Raw genomic sequence first — 18,360 nt, forward strand, 5'->3', positions numbered from 1 at the left:
TTTTTTTAGCGACCATTTCAATACAAGAGCAATCGAAATTTTTAATAAAATGTCAATATTGATCTACCCCGAATTTTCCCGTATCTTGTGTTCAATTAATTTTTAAACCACTAGGTCTTGTGTTTAAACCTCAAACACTGTGGCATAAAAATTGCCCAGTTCAAATGGTCCATAGACATAAAAATAGATGACAAAATGGAGCTATGCTAGCATGAGCGTATCAAATTCAACCCCTGGTCAAATTCAGGTGATTAAACGCACTGGAGATGTTGCCAGCTTTGACGCAGAAAAAATCTCTGTTGCTATTGGTAAAGCATTTTTAGCTGTTGAGGGTCAACAAAGTGCTGACTCAAGCCGCATCCACGATCGTATTTCACAACTTACCGAGATGGTATTAAATACATTTACGCGTCGCTTACCTTCTGGCGGTACAATCCACATCGAAGAAATCCAAGACCAAGTTGAACTTGCGCTAATGCGTACAGGTGAACAGAAAGTTGCTCGCGCGTATGTCATCTACCGCGATCAACGTGCTGACGCACGTAAACAAGCAGGTGAAAACCATCACCCAACACTACAAATCACTGACGCCAATGGTCAGCTTCAACCGCTTGACATGCGTAAGCTTGAAGCAACAGTAACCAAAGCGGCTGAAGGTTTAGAAGGCATTAATGTTCAAGCGATCATCGACGAAACCATTAAAAACCTCTACAACGGTGTAAAAGCGTCTGACATCGCAACGACGATGATGATGGCTACACGTACACGTATCGAACAAGAACCAAACTATACCTATGTCACGGCTCGCTTACTGCGTGATGAATTGGTTGCAACAGGTTTAACGTTCCTTGGCTTGTCTGAAGACACAGCTGAAGGCGATGCTTTAGAAACCTTCCTGAAGAAAGGTATTGCATTAGACCTCCTTTCACCAGAGCTACTTAACTTTGACCTTGCAAAATTGGCAGCAGCGATTCAACCAGAACGTTCAAACCAATTTACTTACTTAGGTTTACAGACTTTATTTGATCGTTACTTCATCCACTCAGATGGCGTACGTTTCGAATTACCACAATTATTCTTCATGCGCGTTTCGATGGGTCTTTCACTCAACGAAGCAAATCGTGAAGAACGTGCAATCGAATTCTATAACTTACTCTCTAGCTTCGATTACATGGCATCTACGCCTACTCTGTTTAACTCAGGTACGCTACGTCCACAGTTGTCTAGCTGTTACTTGACTACGATTGATGATGACCTGTATGACATTTATGGCGCTATGCGTGATAACGCAATGCTATCTAAATGGGCAGGCGGTCTAGGTAATGACTGGACGCCAGTTCGTGCCTTGAACTCGTATATCAAAGGGACAAACGGTAAGTCACAAGGTGTCGTTCCATTCCTTAAAGTGGCGAACGATACTGCTGTTGCGGTAAACCAAGGTGGTAAACGTAAAGGTGCAGTCTGTGCATACCTTGAAACTTGGCACTTAGACATCGAAGAGTTCCTAGAGCTACGTAAAAACACTGGTGATGACCGTCGCCGTACGCATGACATGAACACAGCAAACTGGGTTCCTGACTTATTTATGCAACGTGTTTTTGAAGATGCAGAATGGACACTGTTCACGCCGTCTGAAACACCAGACCTACACGACTTAACAGGTGCAGAATTCGCTGAGCGTTATGCACACTATGAAGCAATTGCAAAAGAAACAAACATGTTGCACAAGAAAATCCGTGCAAAAGATTTGTGGCGCAAAATGCTGTCGATGTTGTTTGAAACTGGTCACCCGTGGATCACATTCAAAGACGTATGTAACTTACGTTCACCACAACAACACGTTGGTGTAGTTCACTCTTCTAACTTGTGTACAGAAATCACATTAAACACAAGCAAAGATGAAATCGCGGTATGTAACTTAGGTTCGATCAACCTTGTACAACACGTTCAAGGTGGTGTGTTAGACCGTGAAAAGCTTGCACGTACAGTAAAAACAGCGGTTCGTATGCTCGATAATGTAATCGACATTAACTACTATGCAGTTCCTCAAGCGAAAAACTCAAACTTGAAACACCGCCCAGTGGGTATGGGTATCATGGGCTTCCAAGATGCGCTATATGAAATGCAACTGGCTTATGGTTCTGATGCCGCAGTAGACTTTGCTGATGAGTCGATGGAAGTGATCAGCTACTATGCGATCCAAACATCAAGCGATCTCGCACTTGAGCGCGGCACTTACGAGACATTTAAAGGTTCACTGTGGGATCAAGGGATTCTACCAATTGACTCACTTGACCTTGTTGCAAAATCACGCCCTGAGCGTATGTTTGAAGTTGACCGTACTCAACGTTTGGACTGGGACACTTTACGTGCCAAAGTTCAAAAAGATGGTATGCGTAACTCAAACGTGATGGCCATTGCACCGACTGCAACCATTTCAAACATTTGTGGTGTTTCTCAGTCGATTGAACCAACATTCCAAAACTTATATGTAAAATCTAACCTATCAGGTGAGTTCACTGTGATCAACCCGTACCTCGTACGTGCGTTGAAAGACCGTGGTTTGTGGGATTCTGTGATGGTCAATGACCTGAAACACTTCGAGGGTTCAGTTCAGAAAATTTCGCGTATTCCTGAAGAGCTTAAAGCGATCTTCGCGACTGCGTTTGAAGTTGAGCCACGCTGGATTGTGGATGCTGCATCACGTCGTCAAAAATGGATTGACCAAGCACAATCTCTAAACCTTTACATCTCTGGTGCAAACGGTAAGAAACTTGACTTGACCTATAAAATGGCTTGGTTGCGCGGTTTAAAAACGACGTATTACCTCCGTGCTTTAGGTGCAACATCTGCCGAAAAATCAACCATTAACACAGGTGCATTGAATGCAGTAAAACCTGCAACTGTAACGGCAGCGCCTGTTGCAGCAGTTGCTCAGGAAGTTAAACCAGAAGTGGTTGCTGAAGATGAAGGCTTCGGTCAAGCAGCTCCAGTGCCAATGGCATGTTCAATTGACAATCCAGACTGTGAGGCTTGTCAGTAATAACCTCCCCTAACCCCTCCTAAAAGGAGGGGAATTACACCAAACTTATTGAGGTGTAAAGTCCCTCTTTTATAAAGAGGGATTTAGGGAGATTAAAAAGTTAAAGATACCCAAGGAAATTACCATGCTCCATATGACACATAACTACATGTTAGGTCTTACAGCCTTGGTGCTTTCCTTTGTGGTTTTGTTTTACATGCCAATCGCCTATTTTTGGGTGAAAGTCAATCAAGCTAAAAAGCGAAAGCAAAATAAGTCATGAGAATCATGCTCTAGACATCATTTTAGAGTAACGATTGGCAAAACTTAATTTTGCTTTCACAAATTAAGCGTATAGTAGGACATCTCAGCTTTGCTGGATGTCAATAAAAGATATAAAGCAACGTAGAGAGAATTGATATGTCTATCCTAAGTTGGGACGATTTCGAAAATGATTCGCAAAAACCGGCTGCACCTGAACACAAGTCTGCGCCCGTCGAACCGCAAAAAGCGGCTAATCCGCAGATGGTATCTGCTGCAGAGCAACCACAGAAGAATGTGGCAACTACACAATCCGCTTCAACCCCTCGAAGCGGATCAACAAATCCAGCCGATCCGTTGGCAAGAGCATCTCACGCCTTAGAAAGCTTAGATGTTGCTCCAGGTCTAGAAGAACTAGAAATGGGTGCGCAACGTGTACAAGTTGACGACAAGGCGATGATTAACTGTCGTGCTGACCTCAACCAACTTGTACCGTTCAAATACGAATGGGCTTGGCAGAAATATCTAGATGGTTGCGCAAACCACTGGATGCCACAAGAAGTAAACATGAACCATGACATCGCGCTTTGGAAGTCTGAAAATGGCTTAACTGAAGATGAGCGTACCATCGTCATGCGTTCTTTAGGTTTCTTCTCAACTGCTGACTCTTTGGTTGCCAACAACTTAGTACTGGCAATTTACCGTCACATTACTAACCCTGAATGCCGCCAGTACATTTTGCGTCAAGCGTTTGAAGAAGCAATTCACACACATGCTTACCAATACTGTATCGAATCTTTGGGTATGGATGAAGGTGAAGTCTTCAACATGTACCGCGAAGTACCAAGTGTTGCACGTAAAGCAGCTTGGGGCCTCAAATATACTCAGTCTTTAAGTGACCCTTCGTTCAAAACAGGCACACCTGAAAACGATCAGATTTTGCTTCGTAACTTGATCGCATTCTACTGCGTACTGGAAGGAATTTTCTTCTACTGTGGCTTCAGCCAAATCTTGTCGATGGGCCGTCGTAATAAGATGAATGGTGTTGCTGAGCAATTCCAGTACATCTTACGTGATGAGTCGATGCACTTGAATTTTGGTATAGATATGATTAACCAAATCAAGATTGAAAACCCTCACCTCTGGACAGCCGAATTCCAAGAAGAAATCATTCAAATGATTCTTGAAGGCACGATGCTTGAAATTGAATACGCACGTGACACGATGCCACGCGGTGTATTGGGTATGAATGCAGCAATGATGGAAGAATACTTAAAATTCATTTGTAACCGTCGTTTAGCGCAGCTTGGTTTACCAGAGCAGTTCGCTGGTGTAAACAATCCATTCCAGTGGATGTCTGAAATGATGGACTTACGTAAAGAGAAGAACTTCTTCGAAACACGTGTAACGGATTACCAAACGGGGGGAGCTTTGAGCTGGTAAAATAAAACAGCCGCGTCACGCGACACATAAGTTGTCATTTACGACACATAAAATGTCATTGCGCGACACATAAGTTGTCATTGAGAAAACCGCCATTCATGGCGGTTTTTCATCTTAAAGCAAAATAATTTCTTCTTGTTCAAACCATTCTTTCTGAATTAGCTTTTCTTTTAATAAATTAGGATTTTTTGTATAGCAAACAACAGCTAAACTTTTTTCAGAACGACTACAAATCACATAGAATAATCTTCTAGTACGAGACAGAGCACTATCGAGTCCTAAAGATTCATTCTTTATATCTGTTACACTTAAGTCTTTAATACCTAAAAATTTTTCATAATCAAACAAAAAACCACCTGCTTCATCATCATCTAGAATCGCCATTACTCTCTCAAACTGTAAGCCTTTAACACCTTGATGAGTATCAAAAGCTGAACTTCCATCAATATAGGATGCGTATTTAAATAATTGATCTATTGGGGCATCCAAGGCCTGGCTATATGCAAGAAGTTCTGAGGATATCTCTTCCTCATCGAGACCATGAATATCCAAAATTAATGCTTGTAATAATGATGGTGGAATATTCAAGAGGTTATGTTCATAAATATAAGTAAGAATAATTTTTATAGAATTATTATCATCCATCAATAAATTAAACAGTTTATTTTTTTTATCTCTTATGCTTTTTAAATAATCCAATTGGTTTTCTATAATGGAAAAGTTTCGGAAAATATCTGAACTAGTTCTTAAAACTTTTATGATACCAAAATCATTTTGAGACATTATAGAATTAATGAACTCACAGAATATACCCACTAAGAATCTTAAGGATTGGGTATCAGCAGTACTTAATTTATTACGCAATGCAGAATCATCATATAGTGGCTTATAAAATACATGAAATCCAGAACGAGTTGCAGCCATATGATGTTCTAAAATTAAAGTCTTTATCTCAGATCTTATATTCCATTTATCGTCATTAGTTATTTCTCTCATGGTTTTGCATATTTCATCTTCAACTAACAATTTATTCAAATTTGGCTTATTAGTATCAACAATTAAGCAGCGAACAAACCCATCATGATTGACTTTAGATTCTTGTTGAAATTTATCGGCATCGAATCTTACTTTATTAATTAATGTCACCACCCTTTTCGGACATCTCCAATTTTCAACCTTTTGTGGTCGCCTCCAATCTTCAGGTGCAAAGGCATCTAAATCTTTTTTATTATTGGTAAAAATACGTTGCATATTGTCGCCAAACAAACCAATCACAAATTGATTATGAAACTCAACCTGTGTTTGGACTAATGCTTCAATTACTTTTTCATAGGTATCTTGAGCTTCATCAAGAAAGAGAATTGGATATTTATTCACTAAAATTTTTTTAAAAGACTTCTTCTCTATTAATAATCTTGAAAAGATATCTATAACTTCTGAGTGCTCTAATGAACTTTCCTCAACATTTGAAGAATTCGGATTATAAGAAAAGCGTTTAGTTGAATCTAGAGTAGATAACCTTTTTAAAGACTTTGCAATTCTCGCCTGCCTACTTAAACTAGTCTTATTCTGTAAATTTTTAGATTTACTTAAGGCTTCTTCCTCATCACGAACAGTCTCTTGCAATTTCTCCCTAATAATCTCTTTAATTTCTTTTGTAAAAGGTGAAATTAAACTCCAAGCAAAACTATGTATCGTACTAACAAAAAAATTACTATCAAAGTTTATCCGTTCTTTAATTTCATCACAGGCAGCATTTGTATATGTTATCACAGCAAGTTTTTTATTTTCTCGACTCAGAGACAAAAGAATATTTTCTTTTATCTTCTTGAGTGTTTGATGCAACGTATGTGTTTTGCCTGCACCAGCACCTGCATATAAAACAAAACTTTGAGGGGGCGTTGAAGATATATAATCAAAAATTAAATCTTCTAAAACAACAGTATCAACAGTCTGCATTAAATTCCCCTTTTACCAACTCTTCAATACCTGTTATTTTCTTTTCTAGCCAACTTAGCCCTTCATCAATATATTGAGGTGTTTTTAATTCTTTTGGCTCTAGTCCATAAATTAAATCCATCGCCATATCAACCTTATTACTGTCTAACGCAGAAAAAATACTCAGCCTAAAATCATCAACGTCCTCACACTCCTCAGCCTTCATCATTTTTAATAGAACGCCTGTTGCTTTTACCCGTTTATCATCTTTATCTATATCTTTTTTAAAGACATTATTAATCAAAGTTCTGTTTTCAAAATAAGCTGACTCTTCAAATGTATAAGGAAATGCTATTTTCTGTTCACCTTTAAAATCAAAAGAGACTTGAGTTTGGTAACTAACTCTTATATTTCCATTAGCTTTATCTTCATATCCCAATTTTAATAGTTCATCAATTTTATCTTTCATCGGGAACCATTTTATTAGTGTATCGTTATTCGTTAATTGGTTCGCATTAAGAAGAGGAATACGTTTCTCATACTTTACTTTTTCAGTACCATCTTTATTCATTTTAATATTCCCTTTTTCATCTACTTGAATTGTTTTTATAACTGAGTCCAAATCAGTAATAATCAAACAGGGTAAATCAATTTTTTCAATCAAACTTTGCAATCTATGAGCATGTGCTCCACCAACTGAAAGGATTGAGATATAACTACTATTAAGTTTAGGAAAATGATTTTTAATAAAATGAGGAACTAACAACCTTTCAGCATCACCTTCAACTAAAATAATTCCATTCGCAAAAAATAAATCACAGTGAGTAGTTTTAATATAACGAGTAACAAACTTCTCGTTTTGTAATGCATTCTCATCAAAAGTTTTAGAAAGATCTACTACCTCTGCATATGGTATTAAGTCACTATTTTTTCTTTTAAAGTAACGTAGATTTGAAAAGTCTAGTTCTCGTGCCAAATAGCTTGAATGAGTACTTACCAATAATTGTGTTCTACAATGATTAGGTTGACCATGACACAAGGTTTCATATGCTTTTTTTATAAAAACTTGCTGAACCTGCGCATGTAAATGAGCCTCAGGTTCTTCAATAAGAACTAAATGTAAAGGTTCTATAGGTTCTTGATCTAATCTATTACTTCTTAACCAAGATTCACGAAAATCTATCAATGTTAAAGTGATAGAAATTAAGCGCCGAAAACCTAATCCATTTAACCCTTCGGGGATTCTAATTTCCTCGTCACCATCATCATTATTGATCTTAAAGCGTATGGCACTTTCATGACCTAATGTTTCTATTTGATCAATCTTACTGGAAATACTTATATTAGGATCATTTTTACTTCCTGGATAACCTAAATCTCTTATTTCACTTAATATTTCCGAAAATGTTTCTGTTAAAGTTGTATCGAAAGCACTTTTAGAATCATTTACAGCTCTAATTGCTACCAAATCATTAGCTGTTTTCCTACGATCATCATTATCAAAATGTGATTTATAAAAGCTTTGAATAATAGTTGATAATAGATTTTTTGCACCATTGCTATTAAAAAAACCAGCATCTTCACCAATGACATCTATTTTTATTAAACCTTTCAGAGGTTCACTAGTTTCCAATTGTAACTCTTCTGAATTCTCAACATCTGGATCAATAACATATGATTTTATTCTAAAATATTTATCTAGATGACGGCTTAAAAACTCTTGTATATTTTCATTTGGCCAAAGATTACTAAGTTCTATTTGTCCATTTTCCGACTTAACTCTCTTATTCTCATTGCATAATTCAACGAAATCATTCCGCAATTCTTCTATATTTTTAGGTTCTAACCTTAATCTCAAACCAATGAGCCCCCCATCCCAATCTAAAGAAGGTAAAAACTCTATTACATGGTGAATTTCAGAAGATTCAACACTAATAATTATATCTAAAGTAGGGCACAGAATTTTCCACTCTTGTAATTCTTCTTTTGGATTCATTACAACGGTTTTATCAAACCAATATTGAGCTTTTTTGTTTAATTCCACCCAATTATCAAATGTAAAATCTGTGTATTTAAAGCCTTCATTTGAAGCATCATGTTTTAGAAATAATTTTAAAACTTTCATCGCAGAGGTTTTTCCACTGTTATTTGCACCAACAAGAATTGTTTGATCTGATGAAAAACTCAGTGAACAGTTTTTTAGTTTTCGGAAATTTTTAATCTCTACTTTTTCAATTTTCATATGAGCTCCTAATTATTTTAAAATAACCAAATATAGCCCATGATTTATTTTTTATCTACAAACAATAATAATTTCAACAACCTAATTAAATATAATTTAAGGCTTTTAAGAAATGAATTCCGCAATATTTGTTTTTAAAACAGACAACCAATCTATCAATTCAATCACATCAAGTCTTCTTTCTAAAATTTCTACTTTAGACACATAAGACTGCGGCTTATTCAAAAGACGTGCCAGCTCAACCTGAGTCACATTTTGTGACTCACGCAGTTCTATAAGTTTCTTCATTAGGTCTTGATACCTAGGATCGTGTATTGAGCGCATGGCTCAATATCAGTTACAATTAAAAATATCCCAAAATAGGATATTTTTAATTAACCCTATCTGTTTGCTGAAATTTTTCTTATGGATAATGATTGAACGATAGTTTAGGAATTCACTATGAAACAAAAATTTTCTGTAGCTCAAATCAACAGTATTGTTAAAAAGAATTTAGCAGGTGCAACTGTCGAACAACTGTGCCAAGAGTATAAAATAAGTGTCGCTACTTTCTATCGTTGGAAAGCAAGTTATATAGATATTAATGAGCAAATTCTTATTCGCTTAGATAAATTGGAACAAGAAAATTTAGTTCTTAAACAAATGTATGCCGAAGAAAGACTGTCTAAGCGCCTAGAAATATAGAGCTTTTAATACACTTATTCATTTTATGATTCTTATCACCTATTCTTCACGGTGCAATATCTCTCGTTAAAAATCTCGAATGTAAATTTCAAAGATAATTTGCATTCGAAGCAGTTCAGATTGCATCTGTTGTCAAAATATTAGCCCCTTCAAACAGACTTAGAACTCGTTTTTCATGCAACAAATCTGATAATGCTCTTATATTTTCCTTCCTTGTAATACCCACTCTCCCCTTATCTTCCATTGCTAACAATAGATTTATCAAAATTCTCAAATTTTTTGAGAAATTATCTACAAAACTTTTACCCAATACTTCCTTTGTTGAGCTAACTAAAGAAAAGACATTCCAATTAACTAAGGAAATAAAGTGCTCACGATAATTAAAGAATGGAAGTTCAGTACATATAATAAGTAAAGTCCTATAAATAGACTGACTTAATGCAGAAGTATCCTCTTCCCTTTGAACAGCCAATTTAAAAAAAATTATCTGTGCTGCCAATGCATCCAATCCAGCTAAATACTCTAGTTGGCGTAATTTTCTTTTAGATAGATGCGTGACTAATGCACTCCCACAATCGTATTTGTTAGCTTTATAAAGAGTACGTTGGACTTCCCACGATAGGTTTCTAAGCTCATCACTTAACAACGAATCAATACTAATGGAGTTATTCATGACTTGCCAAAGCGTATGTTTAAGAAGCATAGAGCTGCCTTGCACATGAGATTCTGCTTGGCCTATAAGTATAGGACTTGGGGTATGTTTACCTAAGCGATAACCTCGCCATTTATTATTATGATAAGCATCACCATGCTTATTTTTGTTAAAAGCATCTGGCTCAATTACTTTTTCAATTTGATAATCTGAATTTTTAGATAAATTGACCCTGATATACCAATACCATAATGAAACTCGAACGATATCTAACTCGCTTCTTTTTTCCATTTGTGTATTTTTCATTTTTTAGTCAGTCTCAAAAAAAACTCTAACTATAGTTATTTATAATTTAAAAACAATAAATTAAAAATTTGTGTAGAGTAAAAGATTGAGCTGATTTTACTTTCTACACAACTTTTTTTAAAAGATATATGCTTCTGTTGTGACAGGACAATACAAGAAGCCCTATGCAAAACCATTTAATAGTTGATGCAACAACAATTGAAAAAGAGCTATTTGACCGTTACGGCCCACTAATAGCTGATGATGCTTTAAGAATTGCTTTAGGTTACAAAACCACAGATGCTTTTCGTCAAGCATTAACACGTAAAACTGTTCCTATTCCTATTTTCACTTTCCCAAATCGTCGTGGAAAATATGCGTTAGTAAAAGATGTTGCTACATGGCTAGCAAACCAAAGAAACTCATCTTTAGAGCCGAACCATAACCACTAAATTGTCATTTTTCAAAAAATTATTATGGAGTCATCATGAAAAACTAAACCAAAAATCAATAAAAAACGGACCCTAAAAGGATCCGTTTGTGACTTTATATAGAAGCATATAAAGACCTGAGAATCATAGTATCTTCTCTATATCGTCACCAGTCAAGTAAGTACTATTCCATTGGAATAGTACAGATTAGCTCATTCTCAAATGTTTATTGAGAATAGGATTACTTCTGGATAAACAGATATGTCTTATAAAACATTTTTTTCAAAAACTGATATTCAAATAAATATCCTTGAACAAATCAGGATTGCATTTGAATCAACAGCAAATGTAGCAGCTACACTTCATGGACAACGTAAAATCTATCAAGGTGCTTTTGGCCGTCGAACGTCCCTATTCCCTAGTCAAAAGTGTTGCGGTGCAATACCACTAGAAAGCCGTCTTGAACTGGCTCATGCGATCAGTTTAGAACAAAATCCAAACGTCATTAATTATCGATCACAAGCATTAAAAATTTTACTAGTCAACGAACAGTATTGTTTTCCAGATTTCTTGGTTCAAACCAAAGAAGGTGCTTATGAAGTTCATGAAGTCAAACCATCCATAGCATCATTGTCAACTGATGACTTAAACCGCTTTGCAAAACTTTCTGATCTACTCCACTCAATTGATATTACTTTTAAGCTAATAGATCACACAGACTTACCAAGTGAATCAGAAATTTCGCAGCTACTTTACTGGTATCAAAGAGGACATAGATTCAATTGGAACACCTTCGAAATCAATTACGCCTTACGTCACTTAAATTTCGAAGAATTTTATACCTCACAGCAAGTCTACAAAACACTTGAATCAATAGGTCTTAAACAAGAACTCGCTGATTATTTATTTTTTCATAAAAAAATTAAGCTTCGCTCAGAAAATATGAATAGTCGAAAGGTCTATTAATATGGAAAACTCTCTTTTTATACCCCAATCTGGTTTTCGTTTTTATTTTAAAACACATCCCGACTATATTTTTGAAATCGGATCTATAACCTATAATGCTATTCGATATGCTGCTATAGCTGGTGGAAAATCATTTTCAATAACACCCACCGAATTCGAAAGCCGCTATAAATTAGGTGAAATTTTATGTGTATTTGCACCTGAAAAACTCATAATCAACTCCAAATATAGCTCAGAACTTCATCGCAAAGAACGCTATGTTATTAATGCATTACAACTATTGGAGCACCCTACAAGTATTAATCTGCTTTCCAAATTAATTCCCCAAATAGCTTACGACATTAATGACCTTAACCCACCTTCGTGCCGTACTGTAGCAAGATGGATCAATAAATATCAAAGTTCTTCTCAGAATAAACTGTGCTTACAAAATAAACATTCAGGTAATCGCAGTTTACGATTCTCTCCTGAAATTTATCAAATTCTAAATCAAGCAATCAATGAAATCTATTTAAAGCCTGAATACAGAAGTGGTAAAGACGTACTTGCCTATATGCTTGGTCGATTCATGGAACAAGGCATCCCATTAGAACAGTTACCAACACTTCGTAGTATCCAGCGACATATCAAAAAATTAGATCCTTATATTGAATTTAAAATGAAAAAAGGGTCCCGAATAGCGAAGAAAAAATTTCAAGCTGCTGGCAAAAGTATCATTAGTCCATTCGCTCTTTATATGGTCGAAATTGATACACACTATTTAGATCTAATCGTTATTGACCCGAAGACGAAACTTGCTTTAGGCCGACCATTTCTCGCATGTGCAATTGATATCTACTCTAGAGCCATTGTTGGCACTTATATCAATATGTATCCCCCTAGTGCTGCAACTACATTAGAAGTCATCAAAGATATGATTACTCGGCCAAACCAAAAGTTACCAGGAGGAATCCCAAGTATCGTCATTCCAGATAATGGTGTGGAGTTTAAAAACAATGCTCTCGAACGAGTCTGTGAACAGCTGAAAATTACTTTGACTCCTTCCCAAGTAGGTACACCTAATAACAAACCTCATATTGAACGTTTTTTTAGTACGCTCACACATGGGATTATACAAAAACTACCGGGAACAACTTTTTCCAATCCAATGAATAGAGGTGAATACAATTCAAGTAAAATTGCCCAATTAACTTTAGAACAATTAAAACAATATATAGATACGTGGATTCATGAGGTTTATCACCGATCTATCCACCACACGACAGGGCGTTCACCTATCATTATGTGGCAAGATGCCATTGAAGATATAAGACCGAGTTTTCTTACAAATATAGATGCAAAAATTTTATGCCGTAGGCCTATGGAAAGAAGCATTAATCACGGTCAAGTCCATGTAGATGGTATTAGTTATTTTTCACATGCTCTAACTACACTACAAGCTAAAGGCATAAAAAAAGTTACCGTGCTTATAGATGATTTAAATTTAAATGAAGTTTTTATCATTGATCCCGACAAAAACGATGTAATCATTCAAGCAGATTCAACCAATCAAGACTATACATTTGGATTAACACGAGTAACCCATCTTGAAGTTCAAAAACTAAAGAAAATCCAATCTCAATCTGATAAACAAAAAATTGGTTCGATGTCCGATTTATATTATCTGTATAAACTTATGCATGAGATTCAAACTAATCTTGTGAGACGAAAGCCAAGATTGAAACCACTTACTCTTGAGCTTCCCAAGCAGCTACAGAGGATCGAAGAACAACTATTCTCAAAAGACAAGGATATTGCTGAACAAGCTGTTTCCTCAATAAATGTACCTACACCAATTAATCAATTTGGTTCATTGGAGGTTTTTAAACATGGAAAAATTTGAGAATCGTTTTGAACAAATTCGATCTATTAACAATATTGTTATTACTTCTAATGAATTCATGACCGCTTTCACAGGTATACAAGATTGTGTAAAAAGAAGTATTTCATTTAGTGAACCTGTTGGAAGTATGCTTCTAGCTGAAGGAGGACTTGGAAAAACTACGCTCTGTAAAACGATCTTAAGTCTGATGCCTCGTACAGAAAAAATTGAGAAGGATCATAAGAAAAATATCATCCCTGTATGTTATGTAGAGGTACCATCGCCTGCCACAGTTAAATCATTAGCAATAACGATGCTCAAAGAGCTTGGCGATCCTACTTATGAAAATGGGTATGGCACTACTGAATACTTAACTAGCAGGCTTATTTATTTACTCGCACAATGCGAAACTAAGCTTATATTCTTAGATGAATTTCACCATTTATTTGAGCGTAAACCAACATCTACAAGAATGAATCGGACTACAGGCAATTGGCTTAAAACGCTAGTAAACCGAACAGGGATTAGTTTTTGTTTAGTTGGTTTACCTGAGTTTGTCCCACTACTTCAAGTTGATAGCCAGATTGCTCGTAGATTCCCTTTCATCTACCACCTAAATCCATTAACTGTTGACCCTTCAAATGGCGGGAGCATGTTTGCATTTCTCGCTGAAGTTTCAAGAACACTCAATAAGCAAAATATCACATTCTCACCAGCACTAGATAGCCAACTCGTAGGCATGCAAATTCAATTAGCTACGAAAGGCTATCACTCATATGTAATGAGCCTGATTAGGGAAAGTATTACACATGCTTTACATGATAATAGGCAAGTAATAACTCCCCTTGATTTCAGTTATGCATGGAAATTAGGCATCACGCTCTACATTAGCAAACAAAATAAAAATCCATTTGAAATGAATATTTCACAAATCATTTCATTAATTTAATAGTCAAAATTATGCAAAATCCTCTTTTAATACAAGCAATACCTCATAAAGATGAGTCACCAATGAGTTTCTTGTTAAGAACAGCAGAACTCAATGCACATAGTTCAATTTTTAATTTAATAGGCAAAGAAAAGTATCAATCTATCATTCGTCAGTCTTTGAATTATCATATTTCTGATATGAAACGCTTCACTCAAGTCTTAGAAGCATTAAATCTTGATAGTTCTTATAAATTTCTAGCTTTTGAAAGATCAAGGCCAACCAATAGATCTCCTATAATGATTGGAACAATTGAAGTCCCCCATGAATTATTAGAATTAGAAGGTTTACGCTACTGTCCCACTTGTCTTTCTGAAAAAGCATATCTTAGAAAAATATGGACATTAAAGCCTATACATGCATGCCCAATACATTCTTGTTTGTTAATTTATTCTTGTCCTCAATGTAAGAATTTTCTTCTCCCCAAAACAGGGGTTCTAAACTGTTCTCTCTGCGGTTTTAAATTAGATAAAGGACCTGTACAAAAAGTAAAATCAATGGAAAGTATCTATTGGTTTCTTGACATACTGACTCATAGTTCAAATGAAGTTTTTTCAGATTTTGCATCATGCTGGAAAGCATTCAATTCTTTCTTAAAAGATGATAATTCCAATACAAATGAAAATATTTTTTTTAAAGTGTATGAATATTTTTCTGACCCAGAGACTTCTGCCATAAAATTAAGTGAACATATTAACAGTAGAAGTGAGAATTCTCATCCACGTATTCTATTGCTACCATTTCTAAAACATAAAAAACTTTTCAACAAGCATATTAAAATCACCGAAAAGAATTCTTCAGAATATAGAATTAGTGAAAATAGTATTTCCAGAAATCTTAGAAATTATGAAATACAACTGATCTTAAATATTTCTCGATTTGAGCTTGAGAAATTGATAGAAAATGACTTTTTGAAGCTTGGACAGAAAGAACTCTACAAAGGAGATATTGCTAGCAGAGACATAGAACACTTCTTAATTGATACATATTCTCAACCTAAATCTGCACTTCTCACTAACATCGAAGCACCCGCAAACAATGATAGTATGCAATTAAAGGATGTTGCTAAGTTGTTAGGTATCAATTATGACATTGCTAGAAAACTAGCAAAAGCTGGATGGTTCAAATTAGAGAATACAAATGAAATACCACAGACTTTCAAAAAATATTCAAAAGAAAAGGTGAATGAATTCAAAGAAAATTACATACTCGTTAGTCCACTAGCAACACAGCTAAAAGCATCTCCAACTAATCTAGTGGAAAAATTAGCGGCTTTAGGTTTTACTCCTACTAATGGTCCACATATAGATTCAACTGCAATCAATATTTTTTTAAAGATTGATGTCCAAGATATAAAGCCAGATGACTTAAATATGATTAAAGGTTATCCGACTCGTTCTGGAAGGCAAAAAACTACCTTAAATGAAATATCGCATAGTAAGGATTATTACTCTTTAAAAAATGCTGCCGCACTCTTAGAAATCAGCCCCAATAAGGTTGCTGTACTTGTTCAAAAAGGAATTCTGATCAAAGATAAGAACAATCCATTATCAGTTCAAATAGAAGCTAGCTCTCTATTAAGTCTGAAGAACAAACTCAATAGCGAAAATTATATTTCCTATGTAGATGCAGCAAAGCAATTAAATTGTCCCATGAACTGGATGAAAAAATATTGGTGCAATACAGGCTTCTTAAGCATTGAAGATTTAGTCTATTGGAAGCTCATTCCGCGAGAAGAACTCAGTGAAGTACTTAAATTGAAGGAAGTCTATATGACAGGTACTGAAGCTAGTGCATTACTAGGTATGCGTCATTCACATATCACAAACTTGCAAAAGCAAGGACTTATCAAAACCTATTACATGGGTAAAACTGATAAAAAAATTAGGCTTTTTAAACGTTCTGATGTATTAGGTCTGAGCTAGTACATATAAAATAGATTATCACTTTTGATTATGCGTTCTTCGTATAATTAAAAGTGAATCATTTGGAATTTCTACTTTCACCTTGATAGGAACCATATTCCCATTTTGATCTTTAGCTTTAGATGTATATTGGACTAAAGCATTTTTCCCAACACCTCTTAACAAGACTTCAGCATCTTTAATTTCTATGTATTCACCTTTCTTCTCTCCAATTCTGGCTTCAGGAAAAAAATCTTTGAATACTAATTTGATATAAATAAGGCTATTTTTATCATCTTCTCGTACAGAACCTAGTGTATTCTTAATAAAAATATTTGTATCTTTTCCTGCATAAAAAAGATATACGACACTAGGAACGATTAAAACATAAACCAACATTAATAATAATTTTTTATTTTTATAGTCCTTCTCATTCTCAGTTAAATTTTCATTATTTAATTTTTCTGTTTTTAATTGATTTATGATTTTATCAATATAAAATTTTAGTAATAAACTTAAAAAAATCATTGTAATCAAATTCAATAATTTTCCACCATAAAAAGCAAACACAAAGGCCAAGCCAAAAACAGAAAGTAAAAACTTGATAAAAAATTTTCCAATTCGATCAACACTTTCTTTCAAATCTAATTTGATAAAAAAAAGATTCAATAATTTTTTGGCTAACTTTTCTCTAAAATAAAATAAGGTGATACATATATTTTTTAATACACTTAATAAACCAACTAAAGTATTTCCGAGAGCATAGTGTGACCCTAAAAATAACAGATACACAAAACAAAATTTAACTGTGATAAGAAAGAATAAAAGACCATCCCCCAACGACAAATCTGTTGGAAAATAATCAATATAAATAAAATAGCAAAGTATAAGGCATACACCAAAACCAATGATAAACTTAGTAATTAGCCCACTAAATCCTATTAGCCATTCTATCTTCAAGAATAGAAATTTAAGAAATTCTGACATTTTTTATTTTTTTGAATCTAAATTCTTAATAAGAGTCTTCAACAAAATTGACCGCTGGAATTCCTAGACTATTTAATAATTCTGTAGTCATTCGACCATTAACTGTTAATGCTTTATCAACTTGATAATTTGCAATAGCTTTTCTTGTGTTTTTACCCAAATCACCATCAATTTTTCCGGAATAATAACCGAGTCGTAGTAAAGACATTTGTACACGTTTCACCTGTAGCACACGAGCTAATACCGGGTCTTCTGTTGCTCCAATATTAACTGAAGTAGAGTTGCCATAGAAAGGATTAGAGGCTGTATCAGTCCGTGTAGGTACATTACTATATGTTTTTACAGTTATATTTGAACTTTTTTTCGCAGTTGAAGTAGTCCCAGCATATGAACTACTTGTACTTGGTGCACTATAAGTCGGTACAGAATAGGTTGGAAGTTTAGAACTTGAATAGCCCGAATAACCAGTACCAGAATAATGACTCGAATGACTTGAGTGGCTACGATGACTTGAGTGACTTCGATGTGCAGCAAACACATTTTCGTACTCATAATTGAGAGGACGAATTGATACTGGCTCTAAGTTATCATAAGAATCAACAGTCACATTCGCCATTGCTTCCGCTTTATTATGAACGATTGGAGCTGATACAGCAAAAAGAGCTAACGATTTTATAAATTTACTCAAGTTTCCAC

The 18,360-nt window shown here is 35.1% G+C and carries 14 protein-coding genes; 8 read left to right on the forward strand and 6 right to left on the reverse strand.

The features are described from left to right. Nucleotides 1–211: 211 nt before the first annotated feature. Together B9T36_RS03530 and B9T36_RS03535 are read left to right on the forward strand one after the other, a co-directional pair. Nucleotides 212–3,043: a ribonucleoside-diphosphate reductase subunit alpha gene (locus tag B9T36_RS03530; protein WP_086208157.1), complete on the forward strand. Its 2,832-nt coding sequence runs from the start codon at nucleotides 212–214 to the stop codon at nucleotides 3,041–3,043. A gap of 399 nt (nucleotides 3,044–3,442) precedes the next feature. Then, nucleotides 3,443–4,726, forward strand: coding sequence for a ribonucleotide-diphosphate reductase subunit beta (locus B9T36_RS03535; RefSeq protein WP_086208158.1), 1,284 nt, complete (start codon nucleotides 3,443–3,445; stop codon nucleotides 4,724–4,726). A gap of 114 nt (nucleotides 4,727–4,840) precedes the next feature. Here the strand turns inward: B9T36_RS03535 and B9T36_RS03540 are convergent, their stop codons facing one another. The 3 genes from B9T36_RS03540 to B9T36_RS03550 form a co-directional block, all read right to left on the reverse strand. Beyond that, on the reverse strand, nucleotides 4,841–6,685 hold the full coding sequence (locus B9T36_RS03540; RefSeq protein ID WP_086208159.1) for a UvrD-helicase domain-containing protein: 1,845 nt from the start codon (nucleotides 6,683–6,685) through the stop codon (nucleotides 4,841–4,843). Beyond that, nucleotides 6,672–8,906: an ATP-dependent nuclease gene (locus B9T36_RS03545; RefSeq protein ID WP_086208160.1), complete on the reverse strand. Its 2,235-nt coding sequence runs from the start codon at nucleotides 8,904–8,906 to the stop codon at nucleotides 6,672–6,674. Before B9T36_RS03545 ends, B9T36_RS03540 begins: the two co-directional genes overlap by 14 nt. 105 nt (nucleotides 8,907–9,011) lie before the next feature. Beyond that, a complete protein-coding gene (locus B9T36_RS03550) occupies nucleotides 9,012–9,230 on the reverse strand; it encodes a helix-turn-helix domain-containing protein (protein ID WP_086208161.1) in 219 nt (72 codons plus the stop codon). A 117-nt stretch (nucleotides 9,231–9,347) separates the two neighbouring features. On the opposite strand from B9T36_RS03550, the gene B9T36_RS03555 reads away from it, so the two are divergent. Continuing rightward, complete coding sequence (locus B9T36_RS03555; RefSeq protein ID WP_086208162.1) at nucleotides 9,348–9,590, forward strand: transposase; 243 nt, start codon at nucleotides 9,348–9,350, stop codon at nucleotides 9,588–9,590. A gap of 115 nt (nucleotides 9,591–9,705) precedes the next feature. On the opposite strand, the gene B9T36_RS03560 is transcribed toward B9T36_RS03555, so the two are convergent. After that, the gene (locus tag B9T36_RS03560) at nucleotides 9,706–10,548 is read right to left on the reverse strand and encodes a hypothetical protein (protein WP_086208163.1); all 843 of its coding nucleotides are present in this window, start codon (nucleotides 10,546–10,548) and stop codon (nucleotides 9,706–9,708) included. A gap of 164 nt (nucleotides 10,549–10,712) precedes the next feature. Here B9T36_RS03560 and B9T36_RS03565 point away from each other — a divergent pair, with 164 nt between their 5' ends. The 5 genes from B9T36_RS03565 (at nucleotide 10,713) to B9T36_RS03585 (ending at nucleotide 16,698) form a co-directional block, all read left to right on the forward strand. Further along, nucleotides 10,713–10,979, forward strand: coding sequence for a hypothetical protein (locus B9T36_RS03565; RefSeq protein WP_086208164.1), 267 nt, complete (start codon nucleotides 10,713–10,715; stop codon nucleotides 10,977–10,979). Nucleotides 10,980–11,219: 240 nt separating this feature from the next. Continuing rightward, the gene (locus B9T36_RS03570; protein ID WP_086208165.1) at nucleotides 11,220–11,924 is read left to right on the forward strand and encodes a hypothetical protein; all 705 of its coding nucleotides are present in this window, start codon (nucleotides 11,220–11,222) and stop codon (nucleotides 11,922–11,924) included. A gap of 1 nt (nucleotide 11,925) precedes the next feature. After that, the gene (locus B9T36_RS03575) at nucleotides 11,926–13,806 is read left to right on the forward strand and encodes a Mu transposase C-terminal domain-containing protein (protein WP_086208166.1); all 1,881 of its coding nucleotides are present in this window, start codon (nucleotides 11,926–11,928) and stop codon (nucleotides 13,804–13,806) included. Continuing rightward, nucleotides 13,793–14,734, forward strand: coding sequence for a TniB family NTP-binding protein (locus B9T36_RS03580; RefSeq protein WP_086208167.1), 942 nt, complete (start codon nucleotides 13,793–13,795; stop codon nucleotides 14,732–14,734). Before B9T36_RS03575 ends, B9T36_RS03580 begins: the two co-directional genes overlap by 14 nt. 11 nt (nucleotides 14,735–14,745) lie before the next feature. Then, nucleotides 14,746–16,698 carry a TniQ family protein gene (locus tag B9T36_RS03585; RefSeq protein WP_086208168.1) on the forward strand — a complete coding sequence of 651 codons (1,953 nt, stop codon included), beginning with the start codon at nucleotides 14,746–14,748 and terminating at the stop codon, nucleotides 16,696–16,698. Between the two features lie 18 nt (nucleotides 16,699–16,716). Here B9T36_RS03585 and B9T36_RS03590 read toward each other — a convergent pair whose 3' ends face one another. Together B9T36_RS03590 and hxsA are read right to left on the reverse strand one after the other, a co-directional pair. Next, entirely contained in the window at nucleotides 16,717–17,664 is a 948-nt protein-coding gene (locus B9T36_RS03590) for a hypothetical protein (protein ID WP_086208169.1), read from the reverse strand. A gap of 25 nt (nucleotides 17,665–17,689) precedes the next feature. Further along, a complete protein-coding gene (gene hxsA, locus B9T36_RS03595; RefSeq protein WP_086208170.1) occupies nucleotides 17,690–18,352 on the reverse strand; it encodes a His-Xaa-Ser repeat protein HxsA in 663 nt (220 codons plus the stop codon). Nucleotides 18,353–18,360: the final 8 nt, after the last annotated feature.

Source organism: Acinetobacter sp. ANC 4204, from assembly GCF_002135205.1.
Taxonomy (GTDB): domain Bacteria; phylum Pseudomonadota; class Gammaproteobacteria; order Pseudomonadales; family Moraxellaceae; genus Acinetobacter.